This is a genomic window from Plantactinospora alkalitolerans, from assembly GCF_015690345.1.
Lineage (GTDB): Bacteria > Actinomycetota > Actinomycetes > Mycobacteriales > Micromonosporaceae > Plantactinospora > Plantactinospora alkalitolerans.
On the sequence record NZ_JADPUN010000047.1, the window covers coordinates 1 to 19,541 of the forward strand.

The 19,541-nt window shown below is 72.6% G+C and carries 15 protein-coding genes and 2 pseudogenes; 7 read left to right on the forward strand and 10 right to left on the reverse strand.

Features of this window, described 5'->3' with window-relative positions; genetic code table 11:
* The coding region (gene proB, locus I0C86_RS02675) for a glutamate 5-kinase (RefSeq protein ID WP_196199578.1) at window positions 1-931 on the forward strand (931 nt) is incomplete at its 5' end.
* Window positions 932-989: 58 nt separating this feature from the next.
* On the opposite strand, the gene I0C86_RS02680 is transcribed toward proB, so the two are convergent.
* The 7 genes and pseudogenes from I0C86_RS02680 to I0C86_RS02710 all read right to left on the reverse strand — a co-directional run.
* Complete coding sequence (locus I0C86_RS02680) at window positions 990-1,232, reverse strand: helix-turn-helix transcriptional regulator (protein WP_196199579.1); 243 nt, start codon at window positions 1,230-1,232, stop codon at window positions 990-992.
* Window positions 1,232-2,083: an ABC transporter permease gene (locus tag I0C86_RS02685; protein WP_196199580.1), complete on the reverse strand. Its 852-nt coding sequence runs from the start codon at window positions 2,081-2,083 to the stop codon at window positions 1,232-1,234. The genes I0C86_RS02680 and I0C86_RS02685 overlap by 1 nt, the downstream gene beginning before the upstream one ends.
* Window positions 2,080-3,051: an ABC transporter ATP-binding protein gene (locus tag I0C86_RS02690; protein WP_196199581.1), complete on the reverse strand. Its 972-nt coding sequence runs from the start codon at window positions 3,049-3,051 to the stop codon at window positions 2,080-2,082. The genes I0C86_RS02685 and I0C86_RS02690 overlap by 4 nt, the downstream gene beginning before the upstream one ends.
* 183 nt (window positions 3,052-3,234) lie before the next feature.
* Window positions 3,235-4,437, reverse strand: a complete 1,203-nt coding sequence (gene moeZ, locus I0C86_RS02695; protein WP_196199589.1) for an adenylyltransferase/sulfurtransferase MoeZ — start codon at window positions 4,435-4,437, stop codon at window positions 3,235-3,237.
* Between the two features lie 159 nt (window positions 4,438-4,596).
* Complete coding sequence (locus I0C86_RS02700; RefSeq protein ID WP_323373434.1) at window positions 4,597-5,394, reverse strand: DUF3152 domain-containing protein; 798 nt, start codon at window positions 5,392-5,394, stop codon at window positions 4,597-4,599.
* Window positions 5,395-5,622: 228 nt separating this feature from the next.
* Window positions 5,623-6,663 carry an alpha/beta fold hydrolase gene (locus I0C86_RS02705; protein ID WP_196199582.1) on the reverse strand — a complete coding sequence of 347 codons (1,041 nt, stop codon included), beginning with the start codon at window positions 6,661-6,663 and terminating at the stop codon, window positions 5,623-5,625.
* 147 nt (window positions 6,664-6,810) lie between these two features.
* A pseudogene (locus I0C86_RS02710) lies at window positions 6,811-8,412 on the reverse strand (hypothetical protein); the annotation flags it as partial.
* Between the two features lie 1,969 nt (window positions 8,413-10,381).
* Here I0C86_RS02710 and I0C86_RS02715 point away from each other — a divergent pair.
* Together I0C86_RS02715 and I0C86_RS02720 are read left to right on the forward strand one after the other, a co-directional pair.
* Window positions 10,382-11,020 (forward strand): TetR/AcrR family transcriptional regulator, encoded by a 639-nt coding sequence (locus I0C86_RS02715; protein ID WP_196199583.1) that lies wholly within the window; start codon window positions 10,382-10,384, stop codon window positions 11,018-11,020.
* Window positions 11,021-11,086: 66 nt separating this feature from the next.
* Window positions 11,087-11,311, forward strand: coding sequence for a DUF3107 domain-containing protein (locus I0C86_RS02720; protein ID WP_196199584.1), 225 nt, complete (start codon window positions 11,087-11,089; stop codon window positions 11,309-11,311).
* Window positions 11,312-11,506: 195 nt separating this feature from the next.
* Here I0C86_RS02720 and I0C86_RS02730 read toward each other — a convergent pair whose 3' ends face one another.
* Window positions 11,507-12,232: a ferritin-like fold-containing protein gene (locus tag I0C86_RS02730; protein ID WP_196199585.1), complete on the reverse strand. Its 726-nt coding sequence runs from the start codon at window positions 12,230-12,232 to the stop codon at window positions 11,507-11,509.
* A 394-nt stretch (window positions 12,233-12,626) separates the two neighbouring features.
* Here I0C86_RS02730 and I0C86_RS02735 point away from each other — a divergent pair, with 394 nt between their 5' ends.
* The 3 genes from I0C86_RS02735 (at window position 12,627) to I0C86_RS02745 (ending at window position 16,273) form a co-directional block, all read left to right on the forward strand.
* Entirely contained in the window at window positions 12,627-14,318 is a 1,692-nt protein-coding gene (locus tag I0C86_RS02735; RefSeq protein WP_196199586.1) for a DEAD/DEAH box helicase, read from the forward strand.
* Between the two features lie 134 nt (window positions 14,319-14,452).
* Complete coding sequence (locus tag I0C86_RS02740; RefSeq protein WP_196199587.1) at window positions 14,453-15,610, forward strand: class I SAM-dependent methyltransferase; 1,158 nt, start codon at window positions 14,453-14,455, stop codon at window positions 15,608-15,610.
* 240 nt (window positions 15,611-15,850) lie between these two features.
* Entirely contained in the window at window positions 15,851-16,273 is a 423-nt protein-coding gene (locus tag I0C86_RS02745; RefSeq protein ID WP_196199592.1) for a helix-turn-helix domain-containing protein, read from the forward strand.
* A 52-nt stretch (window positions 16,274-16,325) separates the two neighbouring features.
* On the opposite strand, the gene I0C86_RS02750 is transcribed toward I0C86_RS02745, so the two are convergent.
* The gene (locus tag I0C86_RS02750) at window positions 16,326-17,327 is read right to left on the reverse strand and encodes a hypothetical protein (protein WP_323373435.1); all 1,002 of its coding nucleotides are present in this window, start codon (window positions 17,325-17,327) and stop codon (window positions 16,326-16,328) included.
* A gap of 144 nt (window positions 17,328-17,471) precedes the next feature.
* Between I0C86_RS02750 and I0C86_RS02755 the strand changes: the two genes are divergently transcribed.
* Window positions 17,472-18,440: a C40 family peptidase gene (locus I0C86_RS02755; RefSeq protein WP_196199588.1), complete on the forward strand. Its 969-nt coding sequence runs from the start codon at window positions 17,472-17,474 to the stop codon at window positions 18,438-18,440.
* A gap of 9 nt (window positions 18,441-18,449) precedes the next feature.
* Here I0C86_RS02755 and I0C86_RS02760 read toward each other — a convergent pair.
* Window positions 18,450-19,541 (reverse strand): annotated as a pseudogene (locus tag I0C86_RS02760) (recombinase RecQ); the annotation flags it as partial.

The window sequence follows — 19,541 nt, forward strand, 5'->3', positions numbered from 1 at the left end:
CAGGGCCCCGCTCGGGCTGTCCCGCCGCCCCCGCGACCTGGCCACCCAGCAGGCGGCGGCCAGCGTCGGGCAGGGACTGCTGATCGGGCGCTACTCGGCCGGTCTCGCCCGGCACGGCCGTACGGTCGGCCAGGTCCTGCTGACCGTCGACGACGTCACCCGGCGGGCGCACTACCGCAACGCCTACCGCACCCTGCGCAAACTGCTCGACCTCGGCGCGGTGCCGATCGTCAACGAGAACGACACGGTGGCCACCGACGAGATCCGGTTCGGTGACAACGACCGGCTGGCGGCGCTGGTGGCCGCGCTGGTCCACGCCGACCTGCTGGTGCTGCTCTCCGACGTCGACGCGCTCTACACCGGCGATCCGGCCCGGCCCGGCACGGTACGGATCGAGGAGGTCCGCGACGAGCAGGACCTCGCCGACGTCGCGATCGGCCGGGCCGGCCGGGCCGGGGTCGGCACCGGGGGCATGGTCACCAAGGTCGAGGCGGCCCGGATCGCGACCGGATTCGGCATCCCGGTGGTGCTGACCTCCGCATCGCTGGCTCCGGAGGCGCTCGCCGGTGCGGATGTCGGCACCCTCTTCCACCGGGTCCGGCAGCGGCCGACCGCCCGGCTGTTCTGGCTCGCCCACGCCACCTCGCCCCGGGGTCGGCTGCATCTCGACCCGGGAGCGGTCCAGGCGGTGGTGGGTCGGCGGAAGTCGCTGCTACCCGCCGGAATCACCGCCGTGGACGGCACCTTCACCGCCGGGGACCCGGTCGACCTGGTGGACGCGGCCGGTGCCGCGGTGGCCCGAGGGCTGGTCAACTACGACGCGGTGGAGTTGCCCAGCCTGCTCGGCCGGTCCACATCGGAACTCGCCGCCGCGCTCGGCCCGGCGTACGAGCGCGAGGTCGTGCACCGCGACGACCTGGTACTCCTCTGACCCACCGGGCCGGCCCCGCCGTCGAGGTCAGCCCCGACGTTCGGGCCAGCCCCGACGTTCAGGCCGTGGCCCGCTGTCCGGCGCCGATCCGGGGGAAGGGTTGGGTGGAGAAGACCACCTCCACCGTCACCTCGAAGTACTCGGCGATGCGCAGCGCCAGGTGCAGGCTGGGGTTGTACTCGCCCCGCTCCAGGTAGCCGATCGTCTGGTAGTGCACCCCGAGCGCGTCGGCGAGGTCACGGCGCGAGATCCCCCGTTCCGCCCGCAGTACCGCGATCCGGTTGTAGATCGCCTCACTCATCAGTTGATCCTCTGCAACGCCTTCTCCTTGCGGGCCGCCACGGTCGACCCGGACTCCCGGCGGGCCATCCGGCGCAACACGATCGGCGCCACCACCACACCCAGCACGGCCCAGGCACCGAGTGCGCCGAACGTCTCCAGATGCCGCCAGGACCCGCCTAGCTCCACCGCCGCCAGTTCGTCGGGCAACAGCGCCGAGCGCATTCCCAGGCCGAGCCAGTAGACCGGGAACGCCTGGCCGATCCACTGCAACCAGACCGGGAAATTGGTGATCGGATAGAAGATCCCCGAGGTGGCGACGAGGCCCATGATGGGCAGCATGATCACCCCGACGTTGCGCGGGTTGGCGAACAGCGAGCCGAAGATGGCGCCGAGCGGCAGGCAGGCGACCAGGCCCAGGACCAGCACCCAGAGCAGGGTCAGCCAGGCTTCGGGGCCGGCGGGCGCCACGCCGTCCACCAGGAACACCCCCGGGATCACCAGGATCGCGGAGCCGATCAGGCTCATCCCGGCCACCTGGACCACCTTGCCGACCAGATAGCCGAGCATGCCGTTCGGGACCGCCTTGGCCCGCAGCAGGGTGCCGTCCTCGCGCTCGACGGTGAGGGTCATCATCATCGTCACCAGCGCGCCGAAGGCCAGCCCTCCGCCGAGCACGCTCGGCAGCGTACGGGCGCCGAGCGAGAAGTTCGTGCCGGGAACCGTGGCGTCCCGCATGAAGAACATGACCACCAGGAAGGCGAAGTTCGGGAAGAAGTAGTTCCACAGGTCCTGCACGTTGGTCAGGCTCTGCCGCACCTCGATCCCACCGCGCGCCACGCCGGCTCGGACCGCCACCAGGGTCGGATTCACCGGTTCGCCCCCTCGAACTCGCGGAGCGCGGTGGCGCCCCGGCCGGACTCGAACTCGCGCACCAGCGCCATGTAGGTGTCCTCCAGAGTGGCCCGCCGGACCTCCAGGTCGGTGATGCCGTCGCCGTGCTGCTGGAACAACTCCCGGACGTAGCGGGTGGCGTCGGTGGTGGCGTGCACGAAACGCTCGCCGCCCTGGCTCCACTTCACCTCGGCCTCCGAGGACATCCGCCGGGCCAACTGCTCGGCCGACCCGTCGGCGATGATCGACCCGCCGGCCAGGATCAGGATCCGGTCGGCGAGTTTCTCCGCCTCGTCCAGGTCGTGGGTGGTCAGCAGGATCGTGGTCTGCTCCAGGTCGGACAGGCGGTGCACGAGGTCGTGGAACTCGCGGCGGGCCTCCGGGTCGAATCCCGCCGTCGGCTCGTCGAGGAACAGCAGTTCGGGCCGCCCGACGATGCCGATCGCGACGTCCAGCCGCCGCCGCTGCCCACCGGAGAGCCGGCCGACCCGCTTGTGCGCGTGCGGCGTCAACCCGACCACGTCCACCAGCTCGTCGATGTCCCACGGCCGCCGGACCTGGTCGGTCGAGTACGGCAGGTAGTAGGAGCCGAGGTGGCCGAGCAGTTCGCGTACCCGCCACTTGGAATGGTCCCGCCAGGACTGGAGCACCACGCCCAGCCGTGCCCGCCACCGCTCGTCACCGTGGGCCGGGTCCACGCCCAGCACGGTCACCTCGCCGGCCGAGCGCATCCGGAACCCCTCCAGGATCTCGATCGTCGTGGTCTTGCCCGCGCCGTTCGGTCCCAGCAGCGTCAGCACCTCACCGGGGCGGGCGGTGAAGGTCACCCCGGTCAGCACGTCCGTGCTGCCGTACCGCATCCGCAGGTCCCGCACGTCCAGCACCGGCTGCTCCGGCAACACTCCGGCCGGCTCGGGTGTCCGTTCCGGCTGCCCGACGATGGTCATAGAGCTACACCTCCCCGTCTAACTCCTACGCGAGGAGATAGTACATCTACTACATCCTGTATCGGCAAGTGATAACCGCTCAGTGTCCGGAGAAGGACGATCCGCCGGGAAAACGCGTCGCGGGGCAGCTCCAGGGGGAGCTGCCCCGCGATCAGGCGTTGCGGACGACTGTCGGGGTGGACCTCAGTAGGCGGGCAGGGACGGATCGATCTGCTTGATCCAGGAGAGCACCCCACCCTGGACGTGCACCGCGTCCCGGAACCCGGCGGCCTTCACCGCGGCCAGCGCCTCGGCCGACCGTACGCCCGACTTGCAGTGCAGCACGATCTGCTTGTCCTGCGGCAGCGTGGCCAGGGCCGCGCCGGACAGGATGTCGCCCTTCGGGATCAGCGTGGCACCGGGGATCCGGACGATCTCGTACTCCGCCGGCTCCCGGACGTCGACCAGGAAGATGTCCTTGCCGGCGTCCTGCCATTCCTTCAGCTCCCGGGCGGTGATGGTGGCGTCCGCCACCGCCTCCTCCGCCTCCGGCGAGACCGCGCCGCAGAAGTCCTCGTAGTCCTCCAGCAGGTCGGTCACGGTCGGGTTCTCCCCGCACAGCGCACAGGCCGGATCCTTACGGACCTTGATCTTCCGGTACGACATCTCCAGTGCGTCGTACACCATCAGCCGCCCGACCAGCGGGTCACCGATCCCGGTGAGCAGCTTGATCGCCTCGGTCACCTGGATCGCGCCGATCGACGCGCAGAGCACCCCGAGCACCCCGCCCTCGGCGCAGGACGGCACCATCCCGGGCGGCGGCGGCTCCGGGTAGAGGCAGCGGTAGCAGGGACCGTGCTCGGCCCAGAACACCGACGCCTGCCCGTCGAAGCGGTAGATCGACCCCCAGACGTACGGCTTGCCGAGCAGCACCGCCGCGTCGTTGACCATGTACCGGGTGGCGAAGTTGTCCGTCCCGTCGACGATCAGGTCGTACTGGCTGAAGATCTCCTTGACGTTGTCCCGGTCCAGGGCGGTGTTGTGGATCTCCACCTGAACCAGCGGGTTGATCTCCCGGATGGTGGCCGCCGCGGACTCGGCCTTCGGCCGGCCGACGTCCGACTGGCCGTGGATGATCTGCCGTTGCAGGTTGGACTCGTCGACGGTGTCGAAGTCGATGATGCCGAGCGTCCCGACTCCGGCCGCGGCCAGGTACATCAGCGCGGGCGAGCCGAGGCCGCCGGCCCCGACACAGAGCACCCGGGCATTCTTCAGCCGCTTCTGCCCCTCGACCCCGACGTCCGGGATGATCAGGTGGCGCGAGTAGCGGCGGATCTCGTCAACGGTCAGCTCGGCGGCGGGTTCGACGAGCGGGGGCAGTGACACGGTGGACTCCCCGGTTCCGATCGTCGCTCAGCGGGCGGCTGAGCGCATCGACAGTGGCATGTCGGGCCATTGTCGCTCGCCGGAGGTGAAATCGACCATGAGGTGGAACACCTGCCCGAAATCCGGGAGCGGGAATAAGTCGACCGGCGGTGCGGCACCGGTTCCCGGCGGACTTCCGGCTCACAGCGACGGGCCGGCGTGCCGCTTCCCCCGCAGGTACGGCCACGGGTTCGCCACGCAACCTCGCAGGAAGAGCGTCTGCTGCATCATCACCGGCGCGGCGCGTCCGGTACGCGGGCACTGCTCGTGCCCGTGCCCCAACTCGTGTCCCACCTCGTGGTTGACGACGTAGGTCCGGTACAGCTCCAGCGGCACCTTGGCGGAGACGAAGTGCGGGACGGAGAGCCGCCAGCGGTCGAGGTTGAGGATCACTCGCCCGGTGCCCCGGCAGGAGGTGTACGGCCTGCCGTTGATCTGGATGTTCACCCCGGACGCGGCGCACATCTTCTTGGCCGTACCGGCGGTGGCGAGATAGATCGTGAAGTCGTGTCCGGCGCCGTCGGGGACCCGCTGCAACCGCAGCCGCCCGCTGCCGATCCAACTGCGCGGGTCGGCCAGCGAGGCGTCCACCTTCGCGGCGAACTCCCCGATGTCCTCGTTGGCACCCCGCTCCATCGCCACCCGGTACCGGCGCAGGGTTCCGGCCCGGCCGAGCACCTCACCCCGACCGCTCGCGTAGGTGAACCTGCCCGACCCCTTCGACGGCACCGGACCACCCAGCCGCAGGACCGGTGGCGGCGGTACGACGAGGGTGGGAGTGGGAGTGGGCGTGGGCGTCGGGGGAACGATGCCGGCCGGAGTGGTCGGCCCGGCGGATGGGGCCGAGGTCGGCGCTCCCTCGGCGGCCGAGCGGTCGGCCGGCGGCACCAGTAACGCGACGACCGCGATCGCGACGGCCACGCACAGCAGAGACGCCACGAGCAGGTGACCGCGTCGGGGACGGCGCCGGGAGCCCCGTCGTCCCGACCCCGCCGCACCGCGTGGCGGGGCGGAGCCGGATGCCGGAGGCTCGGGCCGAGCGTTGATCCACACGCCTACTTAGTACGCCAGGCCCGCCAGTTTTGTTGCATCCTTGGGAACATCGGACCGTCCCGGAAGCGCTCCCGCGCTCACCGGCGGCACGAGCCTCCCACCTGGTGGCCGCGCCTACCCAGCAGCCGGGACGGGGCCACCGGCAACCGGGACGGGGGCAGCAGCCGGCACGGGGCCAGCAGCCGGCAGGGGGGCCGGCTCGGCCAGGACGGGGGCCGTCTCGGCCAGCAGCGCGGCCGCCGCCCGGGCCACCGTCCGGGGCACCTCCATCTGCGGCACGTGCCCGACGCCGTCCAGCACCAACAGCCGGCTGTCCGGGATCAGCCGAGCCACCTGGGCCGGCACCCGGACGTCGACCAGCCGGTCCTGCGTACCGCCGATGACCAGGGTCGGCGCGGTGATCAGACCGGCGATCCGCCACAGCGAACCGGCACCGGGCAGGTACGCCCGGACGAAACTGCCGACCAGCCCGCGCAGCGTACGCAGGTAGGCCGAGGCGTAGTGCTCGGCGGTGTACCGGATCCGGATCTCGTCGATCGCCTCCTGGCGCCGCTGGTCACAGATCCGCCGCGTGTCGGCCACGCAGGCCTCCATCACCTGGCGGGCCATCTCCTCCGGCGGCAACTGGGTCAGCCAACGCGAGGCGAACCGTTCCGCCCCGGGCACCGCCAGCAGCGGCACCATCCGACCCTGCAACGACCGCCGGGGATCGAGGAAGGGCATCGCCGGCGAGATCAGGGTGAGCGTGCGTACGAGATCGGGACGCAGGCCGGCCACCCGTACCGAGACGGCTCCGCCGAGCGAGTTCCCGAACAGGTGCACCGGACCCCGGCCGGAATGTTCGATGTACCGGATGACCCGGTCGGCGAGGGCCGGAATGGTGTACCGGCGACCCGGATCACTTCGGCCGAATCCGGGCAGATCGATCGACTGGCCGTCCAGGCGGTCGGCGAGCAGGCCGGCGAGATCCGTCCAGTTCTGCGCCGAGCCGCCGAGTCCGTGGACGTACAGCGCCGGCTCGGCGCCCGGCCTGGTCGCCGGGGTGTCCCGGACGTACGTGACGGAGCCGTCGATCCGTACGGCCCGGCCGGGCCACGGCGGTGGCATCTCGTCCCGGGCGATCGACTCGTCCGCCTCCAACAGCGCACGCTTCATGAATCAAGTGTGCCGGGGCCAGAACGATCGTGCCGACCGCTGCGGAGGGCGCCGACCGCGAGGGCACCGGGCGGAGACGCCGGCGTGCGCGTCTCCTCCCTGGTCGTCACGATTGCGCTGCCGGTTCCACGCGCTCCGTGGCCGCGTTCAGGTGAGCAACGCCTCAAGCCGACGGTTCACCGCGGCCAGGGTGGCGCGGACCACCGCCTGCCGCGGGTCACCGGCGACCAGCGCCGATCCGGCGAGTTGCTCGACCCAGCCGTCGCAGACCAGCAGGACCACCACGGTGGCCACCTCACAACTGCCGAACGGCACCACCGCGGCGTGCTCCACGAAGCACCGGCCCCGTTCGGTCACCCGGGTCGAGGCGCTCAGAAGTTCGTCGACCGCCGCCGCCGCCGCGACCGCGCAGAGGCGCAGGACGTACCCGTCTACCGCCGGGCCGGTGGCCAGCCCGGTCGCCGGATGTTCCCCGGCGGCGAGCCGGACCTCGACGGTGGCGTCCAGGCCGAACGTGCTCACCTGCACGTGGTCGATGATCACGCGGGGCCCCGGCGGTGATCCCGGGTTGAGCGGCCGGGACGGCGCCGTCTCGGTCGTCGTCACCTGACTGCCGGAGTACGAGGTGCCGGCCGTACCGGGGCTGACTCCGGGCGTACCGGCCGGTGCCCCGCGGAGGGCTTCGGCGGGTGACCCCGGCGGCTGCTCCCCGACGACGGCCCGCCCCCGGTGGCTCGGTGCCTGCCGGCGTCGACGGGGCTCCTCGGTCGACGGCTCGGTATGAGGGGCCGGTGCCGCCTCCCGGGGCCCGGCCGGGAACTGCCCCGCCGGTCCCGATCCGTAGGTGGCCGTGGGGGCGCCGGACGGCGGTGCGCCGAAGCCGGGCGGACCCGCGGCAGGTGGGCCGGGCAGATTCTGTGGTGCGGCGGCCAGCCCCATCCGCTCCTGGAGCAGCCGTGCCACCTGGCGACTCACCTCGGCGGGGTCGGCACCGTCGGAGAGGTCCAGCCGCAGGCTGTGCGCGCCCGCCGGAGTGGTACGCAACGAGGCGTCCCGTACCCCGGCCACCCCCCGCACCGCGGCGAGGATCGCGTTGACGTCGAAACCGTCCGGTCGCTCGTGCAGTTGTGCCGCTCCATCCTCCCGACGCAGGTGGGTTGCGATTCGGGCGAGTTCCGGCGTCTCGGCGGGCGGCTCCGCGGCGGGCGGCTCCGGCACGGTCGGTACGTCCGGCTCGGCGGGCACCCGTTGCGGCAGCACGTCGAGGCTGGAGTCCGCTGGCCGGGACGCGGGTTCCGCCGGTGCCGGCTCCGGATACCGGTACGCCGGCTCCGGCTGGGTCGGCGCCGTCGGCAACGCCAGGGCTTCCCGGCGGGGTGGATAGGCGGCCGATCGGGTGCTGCCCGGATAGCCCGGCGACTCCGAGGCCGGGGACGGCCTGACCGGCCCCGGTCCGGCCGGATAGCCCGGCGGCTCCGCGTCGGGTGCAAGCCCGGCACCACCGAATCCAGCCGAGTAGCTCGACGGCTCCGCGCCGGGTGGGAGCCCGGCACCACCGAACCCGGCCGAGTAGCTCGACGGCTCCGCGCCGGGCGGAAGCCCGGCACCACCGAACCCGGCCGAATAACTCGACGGCTCCGCAGCCGGCGGCGCGGCCGGCGCCGAGGGCGCCATCCCGCCCGGTCCCGACGGATAGCCCGGCGGGTCGGCAGCCGGTCCGTGCCCGGCGCTGCCCTGCTCGGCACCACCGTGGCCGACGCTGCCGTGGCCGACGCTGCCGTGCGCGGGCGGGTAGCCCGAGGACTCGCCGCCGGACGGGATTCCGGCACCACCGTGGGCGGACGGATAACCCGACGCGCCCGCATCCGACGGCGACGGCGCCGCCCCGGTCGGCCCCGACGGAAAGCCCGACGGTTCCCTGCCGGGGGGGAGCCCGGCTCCGGAAGATCCCGGTGGATAACTCGCCGGATCGACGTTCGGACCGCCGGCAGCCAGCCCGCCCGGCCCAGGTAGATAACCCGGCGACGACGGGCTGGGCGCGGCCGCCAACCCACCGGGTCCTGGCAGATAACCGGCCGACTCCGCACCAGAGGTACCGGAGAACCCGCCCGGCCCCGGTAGGTAACCCGGGGACTCCGGGCCCGGCGGGGTTGTCAGGGCGGCGGGCCCGACAGGGCCGCCGAAGTCGTTCGTCCCGGCCTGCTGGGACGACGCCTCCGGGGTCGCCGCCGGCACGCCTCGGGCGACAGCCGGGCCGCCGGAATAGCCGGGCCCGTTGAACACCTGGGGATAGCCGTCCTGGAATCCGGACGCCCTGGCAGCCTGCGGCGGCTGCTCGGGCGCCCGCTGTGCCGCTTGATCGGCCCAATTCGACGGCGACCAGTGCTCGCGCTCCCGGGGCGCCTCCGCGTCCCGGCCCTGCTCGGGCTCTGGGACGGGCTCCGCGCGGTGGGACCGCTCGCCGTCCCGCAGGCCCTGCTGGTCGGCGACAGCCCCACCGGAGGCCCAGGGCGGGGCCCAGCCGGGCGACCAGGTCCCGGCATCTCCGCTCCGCGCGTCGGCGGGGGCGGCCGGCGGTGCCGCACGCTCGTCCTGCTGGGCGTCGCGCCAGCCTCGAACCGGCGATCCGCCCTGGTCGGCGACGGGAACGTGGTTCGGAACCTGGTCGGGCTGACGGGGAACCGCCGGCATCAGCGCGGTCCGCTCGGTCACCGGTCGGTCGTAGTGAGGGCGCTCGAAGTCCGCCGGCACCAGGTACTCCGATGCAGGGTTGGCCGGGGCGACCGGGCCCGCTGCCGGCGGGCCGGACACCGAAGCCGGTGGACCCGACACCGCGGCCGAGAACGGACCGGACATCGCCGCCGGCGGGCCCGACACCGCTGCCGGCGGTGAGGAGAAGGACGCGGGGAAGGGGGCGGAGAAACTGGCCGGCGGCGCGGATACCGCTGCCGGCGGCGCCGAGAAACTGGCCGGCGGACCAGAGGTCGGCACCGGCTGGCCGGGCTGGCTCGGCTCTCGCCACGGCGGCGGTTGAGCGAACTGTCCGGCGCCACGCTCCTGGTCACCGAAGGCGTGTCGTGCCGGTCCGGCAGCGTCCACCTCGTCGTAGTGGGGCTGCGACAGCGGATGCCCCGGATGGTCCGGTCCCGGACCGCTCGCCGGGTCCGGCCCGGGTGCCCGCCGTTCGGCCGGCTCGGCGACGTCCGCCTCGTACGGATAGGCCGCCTCGTCGGGCACCGCCCGCCCGCCGGTCCACCCGCGCTCGGTCTCCTGCGCCTCACCCAGGTGTACGCCGTTGACAGGTTGCCGGACTTCGCGGATCGGAATGCCGGGCGACACCGGTAGCGGCCGGGGAACGTACTGCGCGGAACGGTCACCCCACCCGTGCGACACCACCGGCTCAGCCGGCTGATGCCACTGCCGCCCGTTCGAATCGACGCCGATCTCAGCACCGGACCAGCCCGCGTCGGCCGCCCAGCCATTGGCCGAGCGGGCCGAATCACCCTGCGGACCTGCCCCGTTGGCGTGCTCTCCCGGTGTGGGGGCTCCGGGTTGCCCTGTTTCGTCCACCGTGCGCTCCTTGGTCGCCCCCGCTGAGGCTACCGTGTGGTGGCAGTGCCGATAAGTTACAGCGGCGGGCTAATTCGGCAGTCGAGTCATGTACCCCCCGCCGGTTCGTGAATGCGTCGGTGGCGTGCGAGGTGAAGCGGAGGTGACCATGACCCAGGTGGGAAACGGCGCGCAGACAGCCGGCCGACCAACTCGTCTGCCGCGCTCGGCACGGCGTAAGCAACTTCTCGCGGCGGCCCAGGAGGTGTTCGTCGCCCAGGGGTACCACTCGGCCGCGATGGACGACATCGCCGAGCGCGCCGGGGTGTCGAAGCCCGTCCTCTACCAGCACTTTCCCGGAAAACTGGAGCTCTATCTGGCGTTGCTGGACACCCACTGCGACGCGATCGTGGCGAAGGTCCAGGAAGCCATGGCGGCGACCAGCGACAACAAGGAACGGGTCAGCGGGGCCGTTCGGGCCTACTTCGACTTCGTCGACCACGAGAGTGGGGCGTTCCGGCTGGTCTTCGAGTCGGACCTGCGCAACGAGCCGGCCGTACGCGAACGGGTCGAGCGGGTGGAGCAGGGCTGCATCGCGGCGATCACCGACACCATCATCTCGGACACCGGGGTGAGCCGGTCGCGTGCCGAACTCCTCGCCTCCGGACTGGTCGGCGCGGCCGAGACGGCGGCCCAGTTCTGGTTGGCCGGTGGCCGGAAGGTGCCGAAGGCCGAAGCGGAGGCGCTGCTCACCGGCCTGTCCTGGCGGGGAATCGCGAGCTTTCCACTACAGGGCGAGTCGGCCTGACGGTTACCCCCGCCAATCGGATAGCCTTGCCGACGGCGGATCTTTCGCCCCGAATGAGGAGGCCCCGTGGAGGTCAAGATCGGCGTGCAGTACGCGCCGCGCGAGCTGGTCCTGGAGAGCGCGCAGACGCCGGCCGAGATCGAGCAGATCGTGACGGACGCCCTCACCAACAACGGCACCCTGTCGCTGACGGACGAGAAGGGCCGGCGGGTCATCGTGCCCGTCAACAAGGTGGCCTACGTCGAGATCGCCGAGGCGTCGCCCCGGGCGGTCGGGTTCGTCTCCCGCTGATCCCTCCCCGCCACGGCGGGGTTGGTGCCGAAGGCCAACCGGCCTCCAAGGCCGGTTGGGACGTCGCGGGTCGGTTGACGTCGAAGGCCGGTTGGGACGTCGAGGGCCGGTTGGCCTCGAAGGTCGGTTGGGACGTCGAGGGCCGGTTGGCCTCGAAGGTCGGTTGGGACGTCGAGGGCCGGTTGGCCTCGAAGGTCAGTTGTTCAGCCCCACCGCGGACATCCGGACGGTGTGCGCGGCGGTGATCCGCTTGAACAGGACCTGCACCCCGGCCTGGTCGTCGAAACCGCTGGCGATCAGGGTCGTCAGCGTCATCCGCTCGGTGGCGATCCGTCCGGCCTGGGACAAACCCTCCCCGACCAGTCGGCGTGCCCACATCGACAGTCGGTTCGCGACCTTCGGGTCGGCCGCGATGGCAAGTCGGATTTCCTGACCGGCGAACTCGTCGTACCGGGAGTCGTGCAGGACGTCGAGCACGAGTTGCCGGTCGGGTTCGGCGAGGAGGGCCGCCATCTCCCGGAAGAAGTCGTCCGCGACACCGTCGCCGACGTACGCCTTGGTCAGCGCCTCCAGCCAGTCCTTGGGCTCGGTCGAGTCGTGGTACGACCCCAGGGCCGGCACGAACGGGGACATCGCCTCGCCGGGTACCACGCCGAGTTCGGTGAGCCGATCGGCGAGCCGCCGGTAGTTCGCGATCTCCACGGCCGCCATCTCGCTCAACATGGCACGTCGGGCCAGGTCAGGCGCCAACCGGGCGTCCGCGGCCATCCGGTCGAAGGCGACCAGTTCGCCGTAGGCGACCAGGCCGAGCAGGTCCACGACGGCTGCCGAAGCCGTCGGATCTACGGGCTCGGCGACAACCGGGACAGCGGGAACGGATGCGGCGGAAGCGGCCCGGGCGGGCTCTGCGGGGGCGGACACGCCCGCAGGTTACCGCCCGGCGACACCGGCCGGGCCCCCTACGTGGGGAGACGGACGGATTCCGAACGGTGGTGGCCCGGCGCTCCGGTAACGGGCATCCGGGACAGATCGCCGGCCCCGACCGGGTGTAACGGATGTCACACCGACCCACCCCCGTGGACGGCGAGGCCGACCGACCCGAGACGACATTTACCCGGCTCAGGTAACATGGATCAGTTGCCGCAGGCGGCAGAGATCCACGGGTCCTGTCGGTTCCCGGAAATTCTGCTCCGCGGCGCGCGTGCGGCCCGGTCTTTCTCGGCGGTTCAGCCGTCAACCGTGTGGCCCGCGCCATACCGACATCGCGCCCTTCGGACGAACGGGGCGCACCACGAGAGGGCACCCCCACAACCACATGAGCGATCACATCGAAGAGGTCATGGCCGGCGAGGCGCTAACCGCCGACGCCCCAGTCCGCCCCGAGGCTCCCACGTTCGCGGAACTCGGAGCACGTGAGGAAACGGTCGCCGCACTCGCTGCGGTCGGCATCACCCGGGCCTTCGCCATCCAGGAGTACGCGCTGCCGATCGGCCTGCGCGGCACCGACCTGATCGGCCAGGCTCCCACCGGCACCGGCAAGACCCTCGGTTTCGGCGTACCGCTGCTGGACCGGGTCTTCGCGCCCGGCGAGGGCAGCGACGGCGTGCCGCAGGCACTCGTCGTCGTACCGACCCGCGAACTCGGCCTACAGGTCGCGAAGGATCTCGCCGCGGCCGGCAAGACCCGGAACGTACGGGTGCTGCCGATCTACGGCGGTGTCGCGTACGAGCCGCAGGTCGACGCGCTCCGCAAGGGCGTCGAGATCCTGGTCGGTACGCCCGGCCGGTTGCTGGACCTGGCCAAGCAGAAGCACCTCCGACTGGACCGGGTGCACGCGCTGGTCCTCGACGAGGCGGACCGGATGCTCGACCTGGGCTTCCTCGACGACGTCGAGAAGATCCTGGCGATGCTGCCGGAGGACCGGCAGACGATGCTCTTCTCGGCCACCATGCCGGATCCCATCGTCGCGCTGTCCCGGCGTTTCCTGCGCCAGCCGGTGACCATCCACGCCGGGCACACCGCCGAGACCGGACCGTCCCCGCAGACCGAGCAACTGGTCTACCGCACCCACTCGATGAACAAGATCGAGATCGTCGCCAGGATCATGCAGGCCCAGGGACGTGGCCTGACCATGATCTTCACCCGTACCAAGCGGGCCGCCGACCGGGTTGCCGAGGACCTCGACTTCCGCGGGTTCGCGGTCGCGGCCGTACACGGTGACCTGGGTCAGGGCGCCCGGGAGCGGGCACTGCGGGCGTTCCGGGCCGGGAAGATCGACGTACTGGTCGCCACCGACGTGGCGGCGCGCGGGCTCGACGTCACAGGTGTCACCCACGTCATCAACTACGACTGTCCCGAGGACCAGGACACTTACACGCACCGGATCGGCCGTACCGGTCGGGCCGGCGCGACGGGTGTCGCGGTGACCTTCGTCGACTGGGACGACATGCCCCGTTGGCGGATCATCGACAAGACCCTCGGGCTGGAGATGCCGGAACCGCCGGAGACGTACCACACCTCGGCCCATCTCTACACGGACCTCGACATCCCGACCGACGTCGCCGGCACGCTGCCGTCCGCCGAGCGGACCCGGGCCGGGCTCTCCGCCGAGGTCGAGGAGGACCTCGGTGGCGGCCGGTCCAGGGGTACGGCCGGTCGTCGTGGCCCGGGTCGCGGCGACGGTGCGGCGCGGTCCCGCGACCGGCGTGGTGGCAGCAGCCGGAGTACCAGCCCGCCCGAGCCGGTCGGACCCGAAGCCGAGGTCACCGGTTCGGACGAGCCGCGACGGCGGCAGCGCCGCCGGCGTCGGGCCGGCGAGGTCGTCGCCGAGACGGCCGGAACGCCCGAGACCGTGGAGGCCGGAGTCGGTCTGGCAACCGAGACCACCGACGGCACCGCTGGTGGCGCACCGACGGTGGTCGACGGGGATGCGGCCGTCAACAAGCCGCGTCGGCGGCGTCGGCGGCGGGGAACCGGTTCCGCCGGCGAGCAGTCGACCGACAACTGAGCACCGCGCGCCGAGCCAGGTGGTCGGGTTCCGACCCGGCCACCAGTACCTGCCGGAAGCGCCCGGCACCGGGCGCCTCCGCTGACTCCGGCAGCCGGCGACCAGGCCGGGGAAGACCGGCGGAGAATGGAAAAATGCCGCAGCATCTCGACGTGGCGCTCGCCGAAGTACGGGCGCTGCTGCTCGACCCGGAACTGACCCGCGCCGTCGCCGCCGGGCGACGACGGGGCGAACCACCCACGGTGGTACGCGCCGAACTCCGCCCGGTGGCCCTCAAGTCCGGCTCCCGGTTGCAGATCGTCACCGACGACGGTGCCCGTCCGTACACCCGGAACGTCGAACCCGGACCCGAGGCGCACGCCGCGGTGGACGCGCTGCTGGCCGAACCGTTCGGCAACTGGCACGTCGAGACGGCGACGGCGACCCTGCAACTCCGGGTCACCAAGCGGGGCGAGGCACAGGTGCACCGGGTCGCCGCACAACGCGGAGCGGATCCGGCCGGCTCGCACGACCGCGCCAAGGAGCACCTCCTCGATCCCGGCGATCCGCTGTTCACGGCGATCGGCGGCAGCGCCGCCAAGCGACGTCAGGTCGACGCGTTCCTGCGCACCCTGGCGGCGACCCTGCCCGACGATCTGACCGGCCCGCTGCGGGTGGTCGACCTCGGCTGTGGCAACGCGTACCTGACCTTCGCGGCGTACCGCTACCTGTCCGGTCGGGGCATCGACGTCGAACTGGTCGGCGTGGACGTACGCGAGGACCAGCGCCAGCGCAACACCGCGCTCGCCCACGAACTCGGCTGCGCCGAGCAGGTCCGTTTCGTGGCCGGCACGATCGGAGACGCGGCGGTGGAACCCCCGCCCGATCTCGTCCTGGCCCTGCACGCGTGCGACACCGCGACCGACGAGGCTCTCGCCCGGGCGGTGGGCTGGCGGGCACGCTGGGTGCTGGCCGCCCCGTGCTGCCACCACGACCTCGCCGCGCAGCTGCGGAGCCATCCGGCCCCCGGCCCGTACGACCCGCTGGTCCGGCAGGGCATCCTGCGGGAACGCTTCGCCGACGTGCTCACCGATGCCCTCCGGGCGGCGCTGCTGCGCCTGCACGGCTACCGGGTCGAGGTGGTCGAATTCGTCGACTCGCAGCACACGCCGCGCAATCTGCTGCTGCGCGCCCGGTACACCGGAGCCGGGCCGACCGGCCCGCAACGGGACGAGTACCGGGCACTCGTCGGCGAGTGGCAGCTCACCCCCCGGCTCCAGACCCTGCTGGACCGGCAGGCCCGGTCCGGGTAGTCCGGCCCGAGCCCGGACCCGGGCCGGCGCTGGAACCGGGACCGGCGCCGCGACCGGGGCGGGGACGAGGCGAGGCGAGGCGAGGCCGCTGCCGATATCGGCGTGGTCGGCCGGTGACCGGATGCGATATCTGGCCAAGGGTACCGATGGGATGGTCGGTCAGTCGGATTTCTCCACCACAGGCTCGGACTAGTCTCAAAACGACCATCCGAGGTCTGGCGAAAGGGATTTCCGCTGAGCATCGGTGCTGCACAAGACTCGCCGCAGGCAGCGTTCGCCCGCTTCGTGCGGCGTGCCATCGACGACGCCAAGAGCGAGCACGGCTGGACGGTCAGCGACGTGGCCGCCCAGACCGGAGTCGGCCGCTCGACCGTCTTCCGCTGGCTCGCCGGCGACTGGCAGGACTACCCGGAGCTGGCCAAGGTACGCGGATTCTGCTCCGCCCTCGACGTTCCGGTCGGTGCGGCGTTCCGGGCGCTCGGCCTGCCCGACGGCGAGCCGACCAGCCTCACCCGGCGGGACCGGGTCGAGCCACCGGTGGATGCCGACCTGAGGGTGATCATGACTCGGCTCACCGATCCCGCCGTGGCGCCCGAGGAGAAGAAGTTGATCCGCGACATGCTGCGCTACCTGGCCCACCGACAGGTCCGGCGAGCCGGGTAGCGGCGGCCGGCCGGGGCCATGTCCGGCGGCCAGCGGCGGGCCGGCCAGACGGTCAGGCGACGGTCAGGGTGAACTCGGCGGTGTGTACCGCCCCGGCCACCTGGAAGTCGAGGTACAGCCGATAGCGGCCCGGACTCGGCGCGGCCAGCCAGAACTTCACCGCCCCGCCCGCCAGCTCCGCCTCCGGATGGACGTGCACGTAGCCCAGGTCGCCCTCCCGCAGCGCCACCAGGTGCCCGAACGCGCCGAGGTAGGGCTCCAGCGCGGAGACAGGGTTGCCGCCGGAGAAGACCCGGAACAGCAGCGGCTGGGTGGCACCGACCTGCGGTGTGCCCTCGTAGGTGACGGTGAACCCGTCGACCGTGGCCTCCCGGGCCGCCGGCGGAAGCGGCTGCGGGGCGTACGCACCGGCCGCCACCAGGTCGACGCCGAGCGTCACCGGAACCTGCCCCGCTGTGGCGTCCAGCACCGTGAAGTCGGCGTACGCCCGCCAGACGCCCGGCGTCGGCAGGGTGAGCGGCACGCTCCAGGTCCCGTCCGGTGCCATCGTCGGGTGCAGATGCTGGTAGCCGGTGAGGTCCCGACGGACCACGATCATGTGCAGCGGCTTCTCATGCACCAAGGCGAACCCGGTGGCCGCGCGACGATCCGCGCCACGCACCTGGAACCGGAAGTCCTGACGGCGGCCGGCGGTCAGGGAGGTGCCGGTGGGCACCAGGGTGTACCCGGCGGCGCTCACCGCCAGGCCGCCCGGGTCGCCGCCGGGTCCCGGGCTGGCGGCACCGGTCGGATGCTCGTGCGGGCCCATCCCCGGCGGGTGACTGTGCCCGCCGTCGGTGCTGCTCGGCAGCGGGCCGGTGACGGGTGCCGCGCTCCCGGTGTCCAGCCTGCCGAGGCCGAAGCCGGCGAGCAGGGCCAGGACCAGGCCACCCAGGGTGAGCGCGAGTCGGACGGTACCCCGGTCCGGTACGGCGGACACCTCCGCTCCCGACGTCTCGGGAACGCCGGAGCCACCGGTCCGGTCGGCGACTCCCGCGGGCTGCTCCTGGGTCACGCCGGGCAGGTTACCTCCCGGTCAGGTGCCGCCGCACGTCCGGTCACCGACCGTATCCAACCGAGGGCTTCGATTACGGTACGCGTCCGGACAGATTCTCCCGGCAACGCGCGACCCGGACCGGGCGTCGATCGTTGAAGGGTCGTGCCGACCATCGCATTGCCACGTCGCGCCGCCGCCCTCGCCGCCGGGATGACCGTCGCGTTGGCCCTCGCTCCGACTCCGGGCCGGGCAGCTCCGGTCGCCGATCCGATCGAAAAGCAGCTCGACGCGATGGCCGAGCAGTTGGAGATCGTCGTCGAGCGGTACAACGACCTGCGCGAGGAGTTGCGCGAGACCCAGGCGAGCAGCGCGGCGATCCACGCCGAGATGGGGCCGCTGGAACGCTCGATCGAGGCGCACCGGGCCGAGGCCAGCCGATTGGCGGTGCACGCCTACCGGACCGGCGACGCCCGTTCGCTGGGCATCATGGGTACGTTGCTCAGCGCCGCGACACCGGACAACCTGGTGGACCCGCTGATCCTGCTCGACCGGCTCACCCGGGAGCAGCACCGGGTCGTCGCGCGGTTGGCCGAGTCCCACGCACGACTGGCGGCCGCCCGGCGTACCGCCGAGGCGCTGGCCGTCCGGCAGCGTGGCCAGGAGCGGCAACTCGCCGCCCGGAAGCTCTCGATCGAGACCGAGCTGGCCCGACTGTCCCACCTGCCCGATCCCTCGGCGGGCCTGCCGGACGAGGCCGCACCCCGGCTGCCCCCGCCGGGCACCGGAGCCGCCGCGAAGGCGGTGCGGTTCGCGTACGCGCAGCTCGGCAAGCGGTACCGGTGGGGCGGGTCCGGCCCCGACGGGTACGACTGCTCCGGCCTGACCTCGGCCGCGTGGGCTGCTGCCGGCGTACGGCTGCCGCACAACGCGGCCCGGCAGTGGCGAGCCGTTCCGCAGGTGAGCCGGGCCGCACGGCAGGCGGGCGATCTGGTCTTCTACTACCGCGACCTGCACCACGTCGGGATCTACATCGGCGACGACAAGATCATCCACGCGCCGCGTACCGGCACCCGGATCAGGATCGAGCGGGTCGACTACCAGCCGATCCGCGGCTACGGCCGACCCGGCTGACCCGCCTGCTCAGCCCGCCACCGCGAGCGCCAACGGCAGTACCCCGGGTGCGCCCGCCCGGCGCAGCAGCCGGGCGACCATCGTCATGGTCCAGCCCGAGTCGACCAGATCGTCGACAAGCAGCACCGGACCGGTCAGCCCGGCGAGGGCCTCCGCCAGCGGCTCCGGCACCTCGAAGGCGCCGTGCAGTGCGCGTACCCGCTGGGCGCTGTTGCCCCGCGGGCCCGAGTCGACCGGCTCTCCGGTCCGGGCTGCCACCTCGCCCAGCAGTGGCAGCCGACCGACCTCGGCGATCCGGGCGGCCAGTCCACGGACCAGCCGGGCCCGGCGGCGCGAGCCGACGGCCACCACCCCGACCGGCCGGTCCGGCCAGGGATCGTCGCCGTGCGCCCAGGCCTTCAGCACCTCGATCACGGCGGTCGCCACGTCGTCCGGCAGGGCCGCGTCCGGCGCGTCCGGGCCGGTCAGGGCGCGCAGTCGCCCGCCCCAACCGAGATCGGACAGCCGCCCGACGGCCCGCCCGGGGTACGCCTGCTCGGCGGCACCGATCTTGCCGCGCAGCGGTACGCCGACCGCCTCCAGCCCGGTCGGCCAGAGCTTCTTCGGCGGGATCTCCACTCCGGGGCGGCCGAGGAACGCCTGCGCCGCCGCGAGCGCGGGCGCGGACACCTCGGACCCGAACCGTGGAGCGTCGCAACGGTCACAGCGCCCGCAGGGGGTGGCCGCCGGATCGTCCAGGCACCGCCGGAGGAACTCCATCCGGCAGCCGTCGGTCGTCGCGTACTCCCGCATGGCCTGCTGCTCGGCGGTGCGCGCCTGCGCCACCCGGTGCAACCGGGCCGCGTCGTAGTGCCACGGCTCGCCGGTGGCCAGCCAGCCGCCCCGGACCCGGCGTACCGCGCCGTCGACGTCGAGCACCTTGAGCATCAGCTCCAGCCGGGCCCGGCGCAGGTCGACGATCGGTTCGAGGGCGGGGGTGGAGAGCGGGCGGTCCGGACGCAGCGCGCCGAGCACCGCCCGCACCTGCTCCTCCGGCGGAAAGGCCAGCGAGGCGAAGTACCGCCAGATCGCCTGGTCCTCCTGGCCGGGCAGCAGCAGCAC

Excerpts from the sequence above, each read along its gene's own strand:
- I0C86_RS02680 (WP_196199579.1), bottom strand. The coding sequence starts at position 1,232 with ATGAGTGAGGCGATCTACAACCGGATCGCGGTACTGCGGGCGGAACGG.
- I0C86_RS02735 (WP_196199586.1), top strand. The coding sequence starts at position 12,627 with ATGAGCGATCACATCGAAGAGGTCATGGCCGGCGAGGCGCTAACCGCC.
- I0C86_RS02690 (WP_196199581.1), bottom strand. The coding sequence starts at position 3,051 with ATGACCATCGTCGGGCAGCCGGAACGGACACCCGAGCCGGCCGGAGTG.
- I0C86_RS02705 (WP_196199582.1), bottom strand. The coding sequence starts at position 6,663 with ATGAAGCGTGCGCTGTTGGAGGCGGACGAGTCGATCGCCCGGGACGAG.
- I0C86_RS02715 (WP_196199583.1), top strand. The coding sequence starts at position 10,382 with ATGACCCAGGTGGGAAACGGCGCGCAGACAGCCGGCCGACCAACTCGT.
- I0C86_RS02740 (WP_196199587.1), top strand. The coding sequence starts at position 14,453 with ATGCCGCAGCATCTCGACGTGGCGCTCGCCGAAGTACGGGCGCTGCTG.